The following is a 17240-nucleotide window of genomic DNA, read 5'->3' on the forward strand; positions in this document are numbered from 1 at the left end:
TGCTGTACAGGCCTCTTGGGCGATTCCTGTACGTCGTTCTGCCTTCTGTAACGAGAGGTACGCTCGCCGGAAACTCCGAGAGCAGGGTTTTCTCCTCACTGCACTCGAATGACTGGACCCGGTGCTATTTGCGGATCGGATACCCGGACGCCGTGCCGTCCGGGGGAAACCGGGCGGCACGGCGTCGGGTGATGAGGCGGGACTACCAGAGGACGGGCAGAGCCACCTCGGGCAGGGCCGCCTCGGGCACGGCCACCTCGGGCGGTGCGACCTCGGGGAGCTCCGCCTCGGGAAGCTCCACCTCGGGCACCTCCACCTCCGGCAGCTCGACCGGCAGCGCCGGCAGCTCGACGGGAAGGGCCGGAAGCGTCGGCAGCGCCGGCAGCCCACCGAGCACCCCGGAGAGGACCGAGTCGATCAGCGAGGTGAGGGGCGCGGTGACCTGCGGCACGAGGCCGCTGACACCGCCGGTGACCGCCGCGAGAAGACCGGCGACCGCCTGCTGGGCGGTGGCGAGGGCGTCGGAGATGACATCGGTGGGCGCCGCTTTCGCGGACGCCGCTCCGACCTCGGCCGAGACCTTGGGGCTCGATGCCGGCGTGATGCCCTTGGCGGCGTCGACCGCCGTGGCGACCTTCGACTTGAGCGCCTCGATCTCGGAGGGGGGCATCTCGGCTGTCACGGCGGAGACGCGGGACGGGTGGTGTTCGTCGGCGACGGCGGTTCCGGCCGCGCCGAGGGTGAGGGCGGCGGTTATCGCCAGGACGGTGAGGCGGCTGCAAGCGAGGGGACGCATATGTGTTCCTTTTCCTTATGCGTCGGACAACATCTCCGCCACCGTGCGCTGCATATATAGCGCTCCGCAACAGGAACGCTACGGAGCGCCACCCCCTCCGTTCGAGTGAATCCGCTGCCCTGACCTGGCCCTCCGAGGGGCGTACGCCGTTGCACCGGGCGGCGCACGAGGGTGCGTCCGAATGATGCAGAAGGCCGGCGCGCCGCCCCGGGAAGGGGCGGCGCGCCGGCCTCGGAAGGACCACGATCCGGCGTGCGAGATCAGAAGTTGGCGCAGCTGTTGCCGAAGGCCGGGTTCAGGGCGCCGATGACGCTGACGGTGTTGCCGCACAGGTTGATCGGGATGTGGATCGGGACCTGGACGACGTTGCCGGACAGAACCCCCGGGGACTTCACGGCCGCGCCCTCAGCCAGGGAGTCGGCAGAGGCGACACCGGTGGCACCCGCGACGGACGCGGCGACACCCACGGACAGGACTACAGCCTTCGCGATACGGGACATGGAGAAGCGCTCCTCGATTGTTGGCAGATCACAGAGACGGCGCGGACGGTTTCGTCCGACTCCTTCAACAACGCTGCCGCAATTCATCGGTTGCTCTCCCGAACGGGTGACGTTCAACCGATCTTTGGGCCATAAGAGGGCCATTCGAGCGAGTGGCCGAACAATGGCGCAACACGCACAACGAGGAAACTGCCGAACAGGTACGGGAGTTAGCGTTTGTGAGCATCTAATGCTTACTATCGCCCGACGCCGGGGTTATAACGTTCCCGAGCGTCGCTTACGGTCCAGCCGCGCGGACAGCCTTTTCGCACGGTCGACATCTTCTTCTCTCCCGGTCTTCACGGGTGTTCCCTTGCTTCTCTCATCAAAGCGGAGAACCTGTATGCGGAATTCAGCGGTTCGTGCCGTGCGTCGCGGTCTGTTGTGCGCCCTGTCGTGTGCGGCCCTGTCCGCCGCGCTGCCGGCCGCCTCCGCCGCCGCGCCCCAGCCCAGGGAAGCTCCCCGCGTCCCCTTCGCCCCGCGGTACCAGGTGGTGCAGCACGGAGGGATCGTCCGCGCCGCCAACACCTCGGCCACGGCCGCCGGGAACGCCACGGACACGGGCACCCGCAACGACGGCTTCGCCATCGGGTACGTCGACGTCGACAGCGACCCCAACACCTACAACTCCAGCAGCGCCGAGGTCCGTGTCCCCGAGGGCTCCCGGGTCAGCTACGCCCGTCTCTACTGGGGCGGAAACCTGAAGGTCGGCGAGCAGAAGCCGCACAAGGACAACGGCAGGGTCCTGATCGCCGAGCCGGGGGGCCGGTACAAGGCGGTCCTCGCGGACTCCACGATCGGCCACCGCACGGCGGACGGCGCCGACGCCTTCCAGGCCTCCGCGGACGTGACCGACCTCGTTCGCTCGGCCCGGGACGGGATGTGGACGGTGGCCCAGGTCAACGTGGCGATGGGCCGTTCCGCGGTGGGTGGTTGGGGCGGCTGGACGCTGGTCGTCGCGTACGAGAACGCCGACGAGCCGCTGCGCCGGCTGGCGCTCTGGGACGGCTTCGAAACGGTCGGTCCGAACGGCGGTGAGCTGCGGGTCGCGATGGGCGAAACGGCTGTTCCGCAGGGCGCTTCCGGACAACTGGGAGTGGTCGCCTATGACGGCGACCGGGGCACTTCCGGGGATTACCTCGCGGTGGAGACGAGCCGCTCGAAGAGCGTTCCGCTCTCGGATTCAGCCAATTCCGCGGACGACGTGATGAACTCCAGCATCACCGATTTCGGCGCCGGTCGGATCGAACGACTTCCCGCTCATCAGAACACCCTGGGGTACGACTCCGACGTCTTCGATCTGGGGGATGCGCTGCGCCATGGAGCCGACCGTTTCCACGTCCGCATCGGCACCCGGCAGGACACCGTCTGGCTCGGGGCGCTCTTCCTCCAGGCGGACGTCCGGCGCTGACGTGCTGTCCTTCTCCGTTCTTCACGCGGTCCAGCCCGGTGACGGCGGGGTCGCACGGGTCGTCGTCGACCTCGTGCGCGCCCAGCTCGACGCGGGGCTGCGGGTCGCCGTCGCGTGCCCGCCGGGCACGCCGCTGGCCGCGGCCGTCCGGGCCGAGGGCGCGGACCCGTTCGACTGGCGGGCCGGGCGCGACCCGGGCCCCCGCCTCGTCCGGGAGACCCGCGACCTCGCGCGGGTGATCCGTACGACCCGACCCGCCCTGGTCCACGCGCACAGCGCCAAGGCCGGGCTGTGCGCCCGACTGGCCGTGCGCGGGCGGATCCCGACGGTGTATCAGCCGCACGCCTGGTCCTTCGAGGCGGTCGACGGCGCGGTCGCCGCCGCGGCCCGTCGCTGGGAGGGGTGGGCGGCGCGCTGGACGCACCGGATCATCTGCGTCAGCGAGGCGGAACGCCGTACCGGCGAGGCCGCCGGCGTCCGCGCGCCCTGGTCGGTCATCCACAACGGTGTGGACGTGGCGCGGTTCGGGGCGCCGGCCGGGACGGACCTCGTCGCGGACGGCTCCGCCGACGGGCCCACCGTCGTCTGTGTCGGGCGGCTCTGCCGGCAGAAGGGGCAGGACGTCCTGCTCGCCGCCTGGCCCGCCGTCCTGGAGCAGGTTCCCACCGCCCGGCTCGTGCTGGTCGGCGACGGGCCCGAGGGGGAGCGGCTGCGGGCCGCGGCTCCGCCGTCGGTGCGGTTCACCGGAAACGTCGACGACACCGCGCCCTGGTACCGGGCTGCCGATCTCGTCGTCCTGCCGTCCCGCTGGGAGGGCATGGCGCTCGCGCCCCTGGAGGCGATGGCGAGCGGACGCCCGGTGGTGGTCAGCGATGTGGACGGGGCGCGCGAGAGCCTGCCGCCCGGCCACGAACCCCTGTGCCTGGTCCCGCCCGAGGACCCGGCCACCCTCGCCGCCGCCGTCGGCCGCCTGCTCGGCGGGCCGGAGCTGCGGCGAACCCTGGGCCGGGAGGCCCACGAGCACGTACTCAGCAGATTCGATGTGCGGCGCACCGGCGCGGCCGTCGCGGGTGTGTACCGCGAGCTGGCCGGAGTGCGGTGCACCGAGCACAGAGAGCCGATTTCGCCGTGACTACGGAAAGCACCAGCGTTCCTCCTTCACCGGGCCCCTGGCCCTCGGCGGTCCAGGGCCCGGCCCCCGGACTCGCCTCCCTCGCACCGCAGCGCGGCAGGCCGGACCGGCTGGCGCTGCCGCCGCGCCGGCCCGCGCCGCCGCGGCTCACCGCCGTACCGCTGATCGCGGCCGACGGTCTCGCCGTGCTGCTCGCGGCCGCGCTGCTGCCCGAACCGCAGCGCGGGCTCCGGCTGTTCCTGCTGGTCGCCGCGTGCGTGCTCGTCCTCAACGCCCACGCGGGCCTGCACCGGCCGTCCGGCGCCCTCACCTCCGTACTGGACGAACTGCCCGCGCTCGCCGGGCGCGCCGGGGTGGCCTGGTGCGTGACCGCCGCGGCCGTCGCCGCGTACGCCCCGGCCCTGGCCATCGGTCCGGGCGCGCTCTGCTCCGCGTACGCGACACAGCTCGCCGCCGTCTGCCTGGGCCGTGCCGCCGTGCACGCCCGCAGGCGGCGCAGGGCCCGGACGCATCCGCGCTCCGCGCTGGTCGTCGGCGGTCCCGCCGCCGCGCGCAGGTTGGCGGCGGCGCTCGCGCAGCACCCGGAGTACGGCATCAGGCCGGTCGGGATCGTCGGGCCGCGGCCGGACGGGGAGCCCGGGCTTCCGGTGCTCACGTCGGCCGAGGAGATCCATCGGGCGGTCATCCAGAACACCGTCCGCGACGCCGTCTTCCTGACCGACGACAGCAGTCTGGTGACGCTCTTCCAGCACTACGGCTGCGCCACCTGGCGGGTGGGCGGCCGGGACCAGGACGGGCCGATGGGCGACCACCTCTGGGGGTACGCCTGCCGTCGCCTGGTCCCGCTGGGCGAGCGGCCCGGGCAGGGTGCGAAGCGCGCGCTCGACGTGGTCCTGGCCGGTCCGGCGCTCGCCCTCGCCCTGCCCGTCCTGCTGCTGTGCGCGCTGGCGGTACGGCTCACCGACGGACCCGGGGTGCTGTTCCGGCAGGAGCGGGTGGGGCAGAACGGGCGGCTGTTCACGCTGCTGAAGTTCCGTACGATCCGCCCGGCCGACGAGGCCGAGTCCGCGACCCGGTGGAGCGTCGCCGACGACCGGCGGATGAGCGCGGTCGGCAGCTTCCTGCGGAAGTCCTCGCTCGACGAGCTGCCGCAGCTGTGGAACGTGCTGCGCGGGGACATGAGCCTCGTCGGGCCGCGCCCCGAGCGGCCGTACTTCGTCACGCAGTTCAGCCGGATCCACGCCGGCTACGCGGACCGGCACCGGATGCCGGTCGGGCTGACGGGCCTGGCGCAGGTGCACGGGCTGCGCGGCGACACGTCCATCGAGGACCGCTGCCGCTTCGACAACCACTACATCGACCACTGGTCGCTCTGGCAGGACGTCCGGATCCTGCTGCGCACCGCGGCGGGCCTGGTCCGACCGGCGGGGAGCTGATGATGGCGACGGCGGCTTGGGTGCTGCCCGGCGCGGCCGGGACCGACGTACGGGACTGTGCGCGCCGGGCCGGGGCGCTGTCCCCGGTCCTGGCGGTGATCGCGCTGCTGCTCGTCCCGGGCGGCGGCGGCGCGGAGGGCGGCACCGGCGGTACGGGGACCGTCGCTGACGCGGCCTCGGGGCTGCTCGTGCTGATCTGCCTGGTGCGGGTGGTGCGCAGCGGGGCGCGGCCGTTGAGCCGCGCGGCGGCGGTCGTGCTCGGGCTGCCGGTGCTCGGGATCTGTCTGGCGGCGATCACCTCGAACGATCCGGCGGCGAGCCTCCCGGGCGTCGCCCGCTACGTCCAGGTCTTCGTGCTCGTCCCGGCGGCCGTGCTGCTGATGATCCGCGACCGGCGGGACTTCGCGGTGGTCGCGTGGGCGCTGGTCGGTCTGGCGCTGCTCCAGGGCGCGGTCGGGGTCACGCAGTATCTGACCGGGACGGGCGCGTCGTACCAGGGCGAGGACATCCGGGCGGTGGGGACGTTCGGACCGACCGACGTGATGGGGATGGCGACGGTCGTCTCCTACGGCCTGGTCATCGTCACCGGGATCGCGCTGGGGAGCGGGCGGGGCCGGGCGCGGACCGCGGCGCTGGTCTGCGCGGGGCTGCTGTTCCTCCCTCTGGTGCTCTCCTTCAGCCGGGGCGCGTGGATCGCGACGGTGCTGGCGATCGCGATCCAGCTGGTGCTGTCGGGGCTGCGGCGGGCGGGGCGGGTGGCGCTCGTGGTGGGCGCGCTCGCGGTGGTCCTGGTGGGCGGTCTCGGGGTCGGTTCGGCCATGGTGAAGGAGCGGGTCGCCAGCATCACGCAGGTGGCGGGGGCTCCGGACCAGTCGGTGACGGACCGGTACACGATGTGGGCGGCGGCCGGTGAGATGTGGCGGTCGGATCCGCTGACCGGGGTGGGGCTCAAGGGCTTTCCCGCGTACCGCGACTCGCACGCCTCGGTGGCCCTGTCGTCCGGCAGCGACACGGCGGGCGCGGGCGCCTCGTTCCGCCGCCAGCCGCTGCTCTCCCCGCACAACATGTATCTCCTGGTGCTCAGCGAGCAGGGCCTGCTGGGTCTGCTGGCCCTCGCGGGCAGCTGGGCGGCGCTGCTGGTGGGGGCGGTGCGGCGGCTGGGGCTCGTCGCGATCGGGCTGCTGTCGTGGCAGCTCATCGACTTCTTCTACGCGGACATCGGAGGGCCTTCGACGGTCCTGATGTCGGTAGTCCTCGGTCTCGCGGCCTGGTGGTCGCTGGCGGAGGTGAAACGTGCGTGACCCGTGGGGCGGGGAGCCCGAGTCCACGGACCGGGTGCCGCCTCCGGAGAGCTCCGGGGCCGGCGGTACGCCCGTGTGGACGGACCCCTGGTCCACGCCCGACCTCGCGTCGGGCGGCCGGCGCTGGGCGGGCACGACGTCCCCGGTCCCGGACGGCCTCGCGGGCCGGACCGGCCCGGGCCCTGCCCCCGCCGGCACGGGCCCGGGGGCCGCGGCCGGCCGGTTGCCCGGCGGCCCGGCGGCCCGGTCCGCCGAGGGACCTACGGGCCGAGCCGGTGCCGGCCGGAGCCACCTCGCGGGCGGGCCCACGGCGGCTCCGCGGCTCGGGTCCGTGTCCGGCCACCGCGCGGGCCCGGCCCCGTCGGCCCCGCCGCCGTACGGCGGCGTCGTGCCCGATACGACGGGTGCCGACGGGCAACTCCCTCCGCCCGTCCCCCCGATGCCGCCGCACCCGCCGTACGGCGGAGCCGACGGCTCGGCCGCCCTGCGGACCGGAGCGGCGGACGCGCACGAGCGGTTCGTCCGGCACCAGCCGCAGGCCGATGCGCGGGCCGGCCGGCCTCACGGCGGGACCGCGGGCCCGGCAGCGGTACGTCCCGTCGGCCGCCCGGCGGCCAAGACCCCCGTCGGCACCCGCCCCGGTGGGGCCGCGACGGCCGTCCAGCCGCCGGCTCTCCGGGCGGCGGACGCTCCGGCGGTGGTGGACTATCCCGAGGACTGGCGGCCCCGTCCGCCACGTGACGCGGGCGGCGGCGCCCCGAGGCGGGCGCGGCACAAGGCGCCGAAGTCCGCCGGCTCCGGCGGGTTCCTCGCGCGCGCCGCGGCCGTGACGGCCGGGCTCACCGCGGCGGGGGCCGTGCTCGGTCTCGTACGGGACCAGAGCCTGGCGCGCTACTTCGGTGCCGGGGCCGAGACCGACGCGTTCCTCGTCGCCTGGACCGTGCCCGAGTTCGCGTCGACGCTGCTCATCGAGGACGCGATGGCCCTCATCCTCGTGCCCGCGTTCAGCCGCGCCCTCACCCGCCGGGGCGCCGTCCGTGCGCTCGTACGCTCCACGCTGCCCCGGCTCGCGCTCGTCATGTCCGCCCTCGCCGGGGTGCTGATCCTCGCCGCGCCGCTCCTCGTCGCCGCCCTCGCGCCCGGCCTCCCCGACCCGCAGCTCGCCGTCGACTGCACCCGGCTGACCGCGACCTGCGTCCTGACCTTCGCACTCGCCGGCTACTGCTCCGCAGCGCTCCGGGCGCACGGCTCCTTCCTCCCCCCGGCCGCCATCTACGTCGCGTACAACATCGGGATCATCGGCACGATCGTGGTGCTGCGCGAGCCCTTCGGCGTACGGGCGGCGGCGGCCGGGGTCGCCGTCGGGGGTGTGCTGATGGTGGCGGTCCAGGCGCCCTACCTCGTGCGGGAGTTGCGCGGCCGGCAGCGGGTACCGCACGGCGCGCCGACCGGCGACGGGCGGCTCCTCGTGCTCGGCCTCATCGCCCCGGTCATCGCCTTCACCGTCTCCCGCCAGTCCCAGATCCTCATCGAGCGCTTCCTCGCCTCGCCCCTGCCCTCCGGCGCGATCTCGCATCTGAACTACGCGCAGAAGGTGGCGCAGATGCCGATGATCCTCTCGCTGATGCTGTGCACGGTCAGCTTCCCCGTCGTCGCCCGCGCCATGGCGGCGGGCGACGCGGACGGTGCGCGCCGCCGTGTGGAGCGGGACCTCCTGCTCGCTTCCGTCGTCGTCCTCGTCGGCACCTCGATCGTCATCGCCGCCGCCCCGCAGATCGTCGAAGTCCTCTTCCAGCGCGGCGCCTTCGACCACTCCGACACCGCCGCGACCGCCGCCGTGATGCGCGTCTACGCCCTCGGTCTGCTGGGCCAGACGTTGGTCGGCACGCTGGTCCGCTGCTACTTCTCCGCCTCCCGCCCGCTCTGGTACCCGGCCGCCGCCATGGCCGCCGGTCTCGCGGTGACGGCCGTCGCCGGGGTCGTCGGCGCCGGACTGTGGGGCGCCGCCGGCATCGCCGCCGCCAACGCCCTCGGGATCACGCTCACCGCCGTGATGATGCTGCTCGGCGCCCGCCGCCAGGCCATCCCGGTCCGGATCCGCTACCTCGGCGAGGGGCTGCTGCGGCTGGCCACCGCCGCCGCATGGGCCACCGCCGCCGGCTGGCTGTGCTCGGCCCTGGTCGAGCCCGCGGTGCTCTCCCTCGCCGTCGCGAGCGTGGTCTCGGTCGCCGTCTTCCTGCTCTTCCTCGCCTGCGCCGCCCATGCGCCGGACATCCCTCCCCTCACCCGTACCGCGTCACGAAGGCTCGCCCATGCCCGCTGCCACGGCGCCCCGCACCGCCGCGATCCGTCGACTGCTACCGAAGCCGCCCCCGTGGGTGGTGATGTACCACTCGATCGCCGACACCACGGATGATCCGTACCGGGTGACCGTCTCGCCGGTGCGCTTCGCCCGGCAGCTGCACTGGCTGAACGACCGAGGGCTGCGCGGTGTCTCCGTGCGCGAGCTGCTCGCCGCGCGAGCCGCGGGCCGCGCGAAGGGGCTCGTCGGTCTCACCTTCGACGACGGGTACGCCGACTTCGCCGACTCGGCCCTGCCCCTGCTGCGCCGCCACGGTTTCACGGCCACCGTCTACGTCCTGCCCGGCCGTATCGGCGGCGTGAACGCCTGGGACGACGACGGCCCGCGCAAGCCGCTGCTGACGGAGGACGGCATCGTGGCCGTCGCCGAGGCCGGCATGGAGATCGGCTCGCACGGACTGCGGCACGTCTCGCTGCCCACGGTCGACACCGAGACGCTCGCCAAGGAGACCCGGCGCAGCCGAGAGCTCCTGGAGGAGATCACGGGCGGCCCGGTGGAGGGCTTCTGCTACCCGTACGGGGACATCGACGCGCGCGCGGTGCGGTCCGTACGGGAGGCGGGGTACCGGTACGGCTGCGCCATCGACCCGGGCCCGCTGACCTGCGCGCACGCGCTGCCCCGAGTCCACATCGACGAGCAGGACACCTCCTGGCGCCTGACCGCCAAGCGGCTTCTGCACCCGCTGCGCCGCCGCCACCCCCGCGACCTCGACGCCGGCTTCGCCGGTGCGTCCGGCCGCGACGCCGTCCGGGAGATGTCATGAAGGTCCTCCACATCATCACCGGTCTCGGGATCGGCGGCGCCGAGCAGCAGCTCAGGCTGATGCTGCGTCACCTTCCGGTCCGCAGCGAGGTCGTCACGCTCACCAACCCGGGCCCGGTCGCCCGTGGCCTCGAGTCCGACGGGGTCCCCGTCACGGATCTCGGCATGGCCGGCAACCGGGACCTCGGCGCACTTCCCCGCCTGGCGGGGCTCGTCCGCCGGGGCGGCTACGACCTCGTCCACACCCACCTGTACCGGGCCTGCGTGTACGGCAGGATCGCCGCCCGCCTCGGCGGTGTCCGTACCGTCGTGGCGACCGAGCACTCCCTCGGGGACACACAGATCGAGGGCAGGCCGCTGTCGGCGGGCACCCGCGCGCTCTATCTGGCCACGGAGCGGCTGGGCTCGGCGACGGTCGCCGTCTCGCCCAGCGTCGCCCGCCGTCTGGAGGCATGGGGGGTGGCACCGTCCCGTGTCCAGGTCGTCCCCAACGGCATCGAGCGGGCCCGCTTCGGCTTCGACGAGGACGCGCGCCGGATGACCAGGAAGCTGCTCGACCTGCCGGAGGACGCGTTCGTCGTCGGCGGGGTGGGCCGGCTCGCACCGGGCAAGCGCTTCGACCGGCTCGTACGGGCGGTGGCGTCGGTGCCCGGGGCGCGGCTGCTGCTGGTCGGGGAGGGCGGGGAGCGCGCGCGGCTCCTCGCCGTGGCGCGCGAGTGCGGGGCAGCCGACCGGGTGCTCCTCACGGGCGCCTGCGAGGACCCGCCGTCCGCGGACTCGGCCGACCCCGATCTTCCGTCGCTGCTCGCGGCGATGGACGTCTTCGTCTCCACCTCTCCCGACGAGACCTTCGGGCTCGCGGTCGTCGAGGCGCTGGCCGCCGGGCTGCCGGCGCTGTACGTGGCGTGCCCGGCGATCGACGACCTGCCGCCGGACGCTGCCCCCGGGGCCCGTCGGGTCGGCGAGTCCGTACCCGAGCTGGTCTCCGCGCTGCGCGGCATCCGCGACGCCCGGCTCGCCCGGCTGCCGCAGCCCGCCGCGGCACGCCGCTACGACATCGCGCACAGCGCCCGGCAGTTGATGTCCCTCTACGAACAGGCCGTCCACGGCACCCCTCTCCTCGCGAAGTGAGTCACCGATGAGCTCCCTGAGTCCCCAACGCTCCCGTCTCGTGACGGTCCTGCGCACCCCCCGCCGCTGGTGGGTGCTGCCCTCGTCCGTGCTGATCGGCGCGGTGCTCGGCGGCGGTTACGGGGCCGCGAAGGCCCCGCAGTACGCGGCCACGAGCTACGTCATCGTCGTCCCGGGCGAGAAGTCCGACCCGGCCGCCGCGCTCGGCTTCGCCCAGGCGTACGGAAGAGTCGCCACCGACATCGCGGTGACCGGCGACGCGCAGGTGTGGGCGGGCGTCTCCGCCGCGGTCCTGCGCGACAGCGTGCAGGCCGAGACCTCCCCCGACGCGCCGATGATCTCCCTCACCGCGCGGTCCGCCACGCCGGGCAAGGCCGTCGCCATGGCGGACGGTGTCGCCCGCGCCCTGATCCTCAACAGCACGCACGTCTCGGGGAGCACGGGCGTGAAGGTCGTGCAGTTCTCCCGGGCGACCAAGCCCGTGAAGCCCGTCTCTCCCTCGGCCCCGCTCTCGGCGCTGGTCGGCGGCTGCGCGGGCGGTCTGCTCGGCGGTCTGGCGCTGCTCGTGCGCCCCCAGCGCGCGGCACGCACGGAGGCCCGGCACTCCCGGCCCGCCTCGGCCTCCGTCCCCGGCCCGGCGGTCGGCAAGACCCAGGCGGAACCGGCGTCGGAGACGGTGGGACGGGGGGCGGTGTGACGGGGGACGGCTGGAGAAGCGAGGTCTGCCGGGACGGTGCGGAGTTCGGCCGGCTCGGCGAGCGGTGGGCGTCGCTGTACGCCCGCTGCTCGACGGCCACTCCCTTCCAGTCCCACTCCTGGCTGCACTCCTGGTGGGAGTCGTACGGGACGCCCGGCGCGCTACGGGTCGTGCTCGTACGGCGGGAGGACGGCGAACTGGTCGCCGCGGCGCCCCTGATGCGCGCCCCGGGCCCCCTGCCCGTCCTCACCCAGCTCGGCGGCTCGATCACCGACTTCACGGACGTCCTGCTCGACGACGCGTGCCCCGAGGCCGCTCCCGCGCTGGCCAGGGCGCTGGCCGAAGCGGCGCGCGGCACGGTGGTCGATCTTCGCGAGGTCCGGCCGGGGGCGTCCGCCGAGCAGGTGTTCGCCCGCTGGCGGGGACCGCGCCGACGGCTCCCGGACTCGCTCTGCCTGGAGCTTCCCGCTCTGCCGATCGACGCCCTTGTCGAACGGATCCCCACGGGCAAGGCCCAGCAGCGGATGCGGGCGAAGCTGCGCAAGCTGGACGCGCTCGGGATCGACGAGCGGATCGTGTCCGGGGACGAGGTGCCGACCGCGCTCGGCCATCTGCTGAGGCTCCATCAGCTCCAGTGGCAGGGGCGCGGTGTGACCGCCGAGCACACCAGCGACCGGTTCGCCCAGCATCTCGCGCGGGCCGTGCGGCCGATGGTCGAGCGCGGGGACGCGCGCGTCACGGAGTTCCGGCTGGGTGGTGACGTCGTCGCGGCCGACCTGACCCTGATGTCACCCCGGCTGGCGGGCGGATACCTCTACGGCGCGGATCCCGTGCTGCGCGCGCGGAAGATCGACGTGGCGACGATGCTGCTGCGCCACGGGGCCCGGGAGACCAGCGCCAGCGGGCGGGCCACGCTGAGCATGCTGCGGGGCAACGAGCCGTACAAGCAGCACTGGCGGCCGGAGTCCGTACCCAATCAGCGGCTGATGCTGACGGGCCGGGGTACGGCTCCGCTGCTGTGGCTGCGCGCGGGCGCGGCGGACGGCAGGCGCTGGGCGGCGCGGCAGGCGCGGGAGCGGGCGTGGGTGGGGCGGGCGCTCGCACGGCTGCCGGTACGGCCGCGCGGCGGCGGAGGATGATCTCCTCCGCCGCCGCGCGGGGTTGGTGTCAGAAGGGCCAGGAGTCGCTGTCCAGGACGTTCTCCCAGGCGTCGTTGACCTCGGCCTCGACCTCGTCCTTCCAGTTCATGTCGACCTTGGGGACGCAGACCTGGTCACCGATCCAGCTCTGGACCCACGGACCGAGATTCACGGTCCAGCAGTTCTGCGCCGGGACGGGCAGGGGTTCCGGCTTCGGCTCGGGCTTGGGCTCCGGCTTCGGCTCGGGCTTGGGCTCCGGCTTCGGCTCGGGCTCGGGCTTGGGCTCCGGCTTCGGCTCCGGCTTCGGCTCCGGCTCCGGCTCCGGCTCCGGCTCCGGCTTCGGCTCCGGCTTCGGCTCCGGCTTCGGCGGGACCTCCGGCTTCGGCTCCGGCTCCGGCTCCGGCTTCGGCTCCGGCTTCGGCTCCGGCTTCGGCGGGGCCTCCGGCTTCGGCTCCGGCTTGGGCTCCGGCTTCGGCTCCGGCTTCGGCGGGACCTCCGGCTTCGGCTCGGGGAGCGCCGGGTCCTCCGGCTCCGACGGCACCTCGGGGATCTCGAGCTCGTCCGGGAGTTCAGGAATGTCCGGGAACTCCGGGAACTCCGGGAACTCCGGGAACTCCGGGAACTCCGGGAACTCCGGAATCTCCGGGAACTCGGGTACGTCCGGAAGCTCCGGCAGCTCGGGCTCGGCCGGGATCTCGGGTACCTCGGGAACCTCGGGAAGCTCCGGCTCCGTCGGGACCTCCGGGACCTCCGGCTCGTCACCCATCAGCATCTGCCGGAACACCTGCGAGGACTTCGGGTTGTTGTCGCACTGCCAGACGCCGTGCGGGCAGTAGTCCGTGATCGTGTGGTACAGCGGCTGGTGCTCGTCGATCCATTCGAGCATCCGCCGCATGTACTCGGGATTGTCCCCGTTCCGGAAGAGACCCCATTCCGGGTAGGAGATCTCCTTGCCGTGCTCGGCCGCGAAATCCACCTGCTTCTGCAGCCCATACGGCTCGTCGATGTGCCGGTCGAAGTCCGCACCCGCCGGCTGGTCGTACGAATCCATGCCGATGATGTCGACGACGTCGTCACCCGGATAGCATTCCGTCCACGGAATGGCGTCCCTGCCCCGGCTCGGATTGAAGTCGAAGCGGAACTCCTGACCGGGAACGGACCGCATGGCGGTGACGATCCGCGTCCAGTACTTCTTCCACGACGTCGGGTCGGGCGCGCACCGGTGGGTGTACGTCGTTCCGTTCATCTCCCAGCCGAGGACGATGACGGTGTCCGTGGCCTTCAGGGCGACGAGCCGCTCGGCCAGTTTCTTGAAGTGGTGGTCGTAGTACCCCGCCGCGCCGAGCTGGAGCTGGCGGCGGACCTCGTGGTCGGAGACCCCGGCCTCGTTCCGCTCCAGCATCGGCACGTTCAGGACGAACAGCCGGTCGGCCCGCTGGTTGCGCCAGGCCGCCCAGGCGTCCAGGAAGCCGGGAGGGCTCTCGATGTTCGACCACAGGTCGCCCGGGAGGTAGGTGTGGCCGACCCGGAGCTCCCGTCCGCCGAGCCATCGCTCCAGCTGACCGATCCGGCCGACGCCGGGCGGTCCCGATTCGAGAAACGCGCCCAGTGCGGTGGAGAGAGTCGGTTCGGGGTCTCGTGTCGTTACGGATTCGGCGGCGTGAACGGGAGAGGACAGCACGACGGAACCTGAGGCAAGGAGACCTGCGGTGAACACCCCCAGCCACACTCTCGATGCTTTCCGCTTCCTGTTGGCCATGGCCACTCCTTCACGATCCGCGCCGCTTGATGCACCGTCAGTCCGATACTCAGAAAGTATTCCTAATAAGCCGACCGTGAACGCGACTCCCACCTGATCAGTAGTCCATTGGTGTATTTCATCGCCCAGTTGGGGCACCAAGATGAAGGAAAGCCGTGCCGAGTTTTGACACCCGCGTCCCCGCCGTCCTCGTGCGGCTCGACCGGAACCCCTTTCATCACGGCACCCTCGGCGCCGCGCGCTCCCTGGGCCGGGCGGGCATCCCGGTCCACGCGGTGCTGGAGTCGCGCACCAGCCCCGCCGCCCGCTCCCGCTACGTCCGTTCCGTCCACGCGCGCCCCGCGCCCGCCTCCCCCACGGCTCTCCCGGCCGCCCTCGCCGACCTCCTGCTGCGGCTCTCGGCCGAGCATCCGACCCCCGCGCTCCTCCTCCCCCTCGACGACCTCGGCGCCCTCGCCCTGGCCGAGCACCGCGCCGAACTGACGGACCGCTACCTCCTGCCGGACCAGTCGGCCGAGCAGCTCGCCAGGGTGGCCGACAAGGCCGCCCTCGCCGAGACCTGCCGCGCCCTCTCCCTCCCCCACCCCCCGACCGAACTCCCGGAGAGCGCCGACGAGGCCGCGGCCATGGCCTGGACGCTCGGGCTCCCGGTCGTCGCCAAGTGGAGCCGGCCGTGGCTGCTCCCGCCCGGCGCCGGGCTGCGCAGTACGTCGATCGTCCGGTCGCTCACCGAGGTCCGCGCCCTGTACGCCCGTACGCCGGAGGCCGGCAGCCGGCTACTGCTCCAGCGGCTGCTGCCCGCGGGCCGCGACCTGGACTGGTTCGTCCACGGCTACGCGGACGCCGCCGGGCGCTGCGCCACGCTGGCCGCCGGGCGGAAGGAGCGGTCGTGGCCGAGCGGGGCCGGGCTCACGGCCGTCGGCCGCTGGACCGCGAACCCGGCGATCGAGCGGATGGCGCGCGAGCTGCACTCCGCGCTGGGCTACCGGGGCGTGTTCGACCTCGACTTCCGGCTCGACCGCGCCACCGGGGCGTACCACCTGCTCGACTTCAACCCGCGGCCCGGCGCCCAGTTCCGGCTCTTCGCGGACCCGGCGGGGCTCGACGTCGTCCGCGCCATGCACCTGGACCTGACCGGACGTCGGATTCCGGGGCACTCCCCCTCGTACGGTCGCCGGTTCGTGGTCGAGAACTACGCCACGCTCTCCGTGCTCACCTCACCCCGCGGGCGGCACGGCGCCGAGCCCGGCGGCGTCCCGCGCGGGCGGACGGAGACGGCCTGGTTCGCCGCCGACGACCTCGCGCCCGGGTTCGCGATGGCCGGCGCATGGCTTCTCCACGCCCTGCGCAAGGGCCTGATGACGCTCCGTCGACTGATCCGGTCCGGCCGCGCCCGGAAGGTGGCAGCCGTCTCGCCGCCGATGGCCCCGGCCCGTACCGCCTCCGCCCGTACGACCCGACGATGAAGACGGAAGGCACGATGTACGACCTGGTGATTGTGGGAGCCGGACCCTACGGCCTCTCCGTGGCCGCCCACGCCGCGGCCCACGGACTGAACCTGCGGACCTTCGGCCGCTCGATGGCCTCCTGGCGGGCCATGCCCTCGGGCATGTTCCTGAAGTCCGAACCGTGGGCCTCCCACCTGTCCGACCCGCGCGGCGCGTTCGGGCTCGACGCCTACGCGGCGACGCGCGGCGCCCGCGCCGAGCACGGCGTCCCGTTGCCGGTCGGCTTCTTCGCCGAGTACGGCGACTGGTTCGCCCGCCGGACGGCCCCCGCCCTCGACGAGCGCCTGATCACCTCGGTCGCCCCGCACGCGGACGGCTTCGAGGTCGCCGCGGAGGACGGCGAGCGCTTCCGTACGCGCACGGTGGCCCTGGCCGTCGGCGTCCTGCCGTTCATGGAGATCCCCGGCCCGCTGCGCGGGCTCCCGCGCCAGTACGTCACCCACAGCAGCCACCACGGCGAACTGGACGGCTTCGCCGGGCGGGACGTCACCGTCGTCGGCGCCGGACAGGCCGCCCTGGAGACGGCGGCGATCCTCACCGAACAGGGCGCGCGCACCCGCATCCTGGCCCGCTCGGACCGGCTGAACTGGAACACCCTCCCACCGGCCCTCGACCGCGGCCTGTGGCAGTCGCTGCGCGCCCCGCACACGGGCCTGGGCTGCGGCTGGCACAACCGGCTGTACGCGGACACCCCCGGGCTCTTCCGGCGGCTGCCCGCTCCCACCCGGGAGCGGATCTTCGGCTCGGCGCTCGGCCCGGCGGGCGCGTGGTGGCTGCGCGAACGGTTCGCGGCCGTCACCGACGTACGCCTCGGACGGCGGGTCGTCGCGGCGGCGCCGACCGCCGACGGACGGCTGCGGCTCGACGTGACCGGACCGGACGGTCCGTCCGTCCTGGAGACCGACCACGTCATCGCGGCGACCGGGTTCACGCCGAGCCTGGACCGGGCCGAGGTCCTCTCCCCCGTGCTCCGTGAGTCGCTGCGTACGGTCGGCGCGGGCGGGCGCGTGGGCGGGGCGCCGGAGGTGGGGGCTCTGTTCGAGTCGTCCTGGCCGGGCCTGTTCCTCGCGGGGCTGCTCACCGCACCGTCGTACGGCCCCTCGATGCGGTTCGTGTTCGGCGCGGGCTACACGGCGGGGCGGCTGGTGCGCGGGGTCCGGCAGCATCTGCGGGCCACGTCCCGTGGCGCGGTGGGCCGTCCTCGTACGGGTACGGCGCGGACGCCCGCCGGGCGGGCATGACGAAGGGCCGGCCCCCGGGGCGTCGA

General features: G+C 73.7%; 13 protein-coding genes and 1 pseudogene. 11 read left to right on the top strand and 3 right to left on the bottom strand.

Annotation, left to right across the window (positions count from 1 at the left end; all coding sequences use genetic code 11):
• Positions 1 to 202: 202 nt before the first annotated feature.
• Positions 203 to 796 (bottom strand): hypothetical protein, encoded by a 594-nt coding sequence (locus ACZ3OF_RS11360; RefSeq protein ID WP_361668056.1) that lies wholly within the window; start codon positions 794 to 796, stop codon positions 203 to 205.
• A 260-nt stretch (positions 797 to 1056) separates the two neighbouring features.
• A complete protein-coding gene (locus ACZ3OF_RS11365) occupies positions 1057 to 1296 on the bottom strand; it encodes a chaplin (protein WP_361668054.1) in 240 nt (79 codons plus the stop codon).
• 382 nt (positions 1297 to 1678) lie between these two features.
• Here ACZ3OF_RS11365 and ACZ3OF_RS11370 point away from each other — a divergent pair, with 382 nt between their 5' ends.
• The 9 genes from ACZ3OF_RS11370 (at position 1679) to ACZ3OF_RS11410 (ending at position 12706) form a co-directional block, all read left to right on the top strand.
• Complete coding sequence (locus ACZ3OF_RS11370; RefSeq protein WP_361668052.1) at positions 1679 to 2746, top strand: DUF3344 domain-containing protein; 1068 nt, start codon at positions 1679 to 1681, stop codon at positions 2744 to 2746.
• 1 nt (position 2747) lies between these two features.
• Entirely contained in the window at positions 2748 to 3878 is a 1131-nt protein-coding gene (locus tag ACZ3OF_RS11375; protein WP_361668050.1) for a glycosyltransferase, read from the top strand.
• The gene (locus ACZ3OF_RS11380) at positions 3875 to 5314 is read left to right on the top strand and encodes a sugar transferase (protein WP_361668048.1); all 1440 of its coding nucleotides are present in this window, start codon (positions 3875 to 3877) and stop codon (positions 5312 to 5314) included. The genes ACZ3OF_RS11375 and ACZ3OF_RS11380 overlap by 4 nt, the downstream gene beginning before the upstream one ends.
• 2 nt (positions 5315 to 5316) lie before the next feature.
• Complete coding sequence (locus ACZ3OF_RS11385) at positions 5317 to 6615, top strand: O-antigen ligase family protein (RefSeq protein ID WP_361668045.1); 1299 nt, start codon at positions 5317 to 5319, stop codon at positions 6613 to 6615.
• Between the two features lie 697 nt (positions 6616 to 7312).
• Positions 7313 to 9031 carry a lipid II flippase MurJ gene (locus ACZ3OF_RS11390; protein WP_467304450.1) on the top strand — a complete coding sequence of 573 codons (1719 nt, stop codon included), beginning with the start codon at positions 7313 to 7315 and terminating at the stop codon, positions 9029 to 9031.
• Positions 8928 to 9740 (top strand): polysaccharide deacetylase family protein, encoded by an 813-nt coding sequence (locus tag ACZ3OF_RS11395; RefSeq protein ID WP_361668042.1) that lies wholly within the window; start codon positions 8928 to 8930, stop codon positions 9738 to 9740. The genes ACZ3OF_RS11390 and ACZ3OF_RS11395 overlap by 104 nt, the downstream gene beginning before the upstream one ends.
• Positions 9737 to 10870 (top strand): glycosyltransferase, encoded by a 1134-nt coding sequence (locus ACZ3OF_RS11400; RefSeq protein WP_361668039.1) that lies wholly within the window; start codon positions 9737 to 9739, stop codon positions 10868 to 10870. Before ACZ3OF_RS11395 ends, ACZ3OF_RS11400 begins: the two co-directional genes overlap by 4 nt.
• Positions 10871 to 10877: 7 nt before the next feature.
• Positions 10878 to 11567, top strand: a complete 690-nt coding sequence (locus ACZ3OF_RS11405) for a YveK family protein (RefSeq protein WP_361668036.1) — start codon at positions 10878 to 10880, stop codon at positions 11565 to 11567.
• Complete coding sequence (locus ACZ3OF_RS11410) at positions 11564 to 12706, top strand: GNAT family N-acetyltransferase (protein ID WP_467304180.1); 1143 nt, start codon at positions 11564 to 11566, stop codon at positions 12704 to 12706. The genes ACZ3OF_RS11405 and ACZ3OF_RS11410 overlap by 4 nt, the downstream gene beginning before the upstream one ends.
• Before the next feature lie 655 nt (positions 12707 to 13361).
• Here the strand turns inward: ACZ3OF_RS11410 and ACZ3OF_RS11415 are convergent.
• Positions 13362 to 14465: pseudogene (locus ACZ3OF_RS11415) on the bottom strand (glycoside hydrolase family 26 protein); the annotation flags it as partial.
• A 155-nt stretch (positions 14466 to 14620) separates the two neighbouring features.
• Between ACZ3OF_RS11415 and ACZ3OF_RS11420 the strand changes: the two are divergent.
• Complete coding sequence (locus ACZ3OF_RS11420) at positions 14621 to 15931, top strand: carboxylate--amine ligase (protein WP_467304182.1); 1311 nt, start codon at positions 14621 to 14623, stop codon at positions 15929 to 15931.
• 14 nt (positions 15932 to 15945) lie between these two features.
• The gene (locus ACZ3OF_RS11425) at positions 15946 to 17214 is read left to right on the top strand and encodes an FAD-dependent oxidoreductase (protein ID WP_361668775.1); all 1269 of its coding nucleotides are present in this window, start codon (positions 15946 to 15948) and stop codon (positions 17212 to 17214) included.
• Positions 17215 to 17240: the final 26 nt, after the last annotated feature.

The sequence above is a fragment of the Streptomyces sp. NPDC022552 genome (genome assembly GCF_055561875.1).

Excerpts from the sequence above, each read along its gene's own strand:
- ACZ3OF_RS11385 (WP_361668045.1), top strand. The coding sequence starts at position 5,317 with ATGGCGACGGCGGCTTGGGTGCTGCCCGGCGCGGCCGGGACCGACGTA.
- ACZ3OF_RS11395 (WP_361668042.1), top strand. The coding sequence starts at position 8,928 with ATGCCCGCTGCCACGGCGCCCCGCACCGCCGCGATCCGTCGACTGCTA.
- ACZ3OF_RS11400 (WP_361668039.1), top strand. The coding sequence starts at position 9,737 with ATGAAGGTCCTCCACATCATCACCGGTCTCGGGATCGGCGGCGCCGAG.
- ACZ3OF_RS11425 (WP_361668775.1), top strand. The coding sequence starts at position 15,946 with ATGTACGACCTGGTGATTGTGGGAGCCGGACCCTACGGCCTCTCCGTG.
- ACZ3OF_RS11405 (WP_361668036.1), top strand. The coding sequence starts at position 10,878 with ATGAGCTCCCTGAGTCCCCAACGCTCCCGTCTCGTGACGGTCCTGCGC.
- ACZ3OF_RS11360 (WP_361668056.1), bottom strand. The coding sequence starts at position 796 with ATGCGTCCCCTCGCTTGCAGCCGCCTCACCGTCCTGGCGATAACCGCC.
- ACZ3OF_RS11365 (WP_361668054.1), bottom strand. The coding sequence starts at position 1,296 with ATGTCCCGTATCGCGAAGGCTGTAGTCCTGTCCGTGGGTGTCGCCGCG.
- ACZ3OF_RS11370 (WP_361668052.1), top strand. The coding sequence starts at position 1,679 with ATGCGGAATTCAGCGGTTCGTGCCGTGCGTCGCGGTCTGTTGTGCGCC.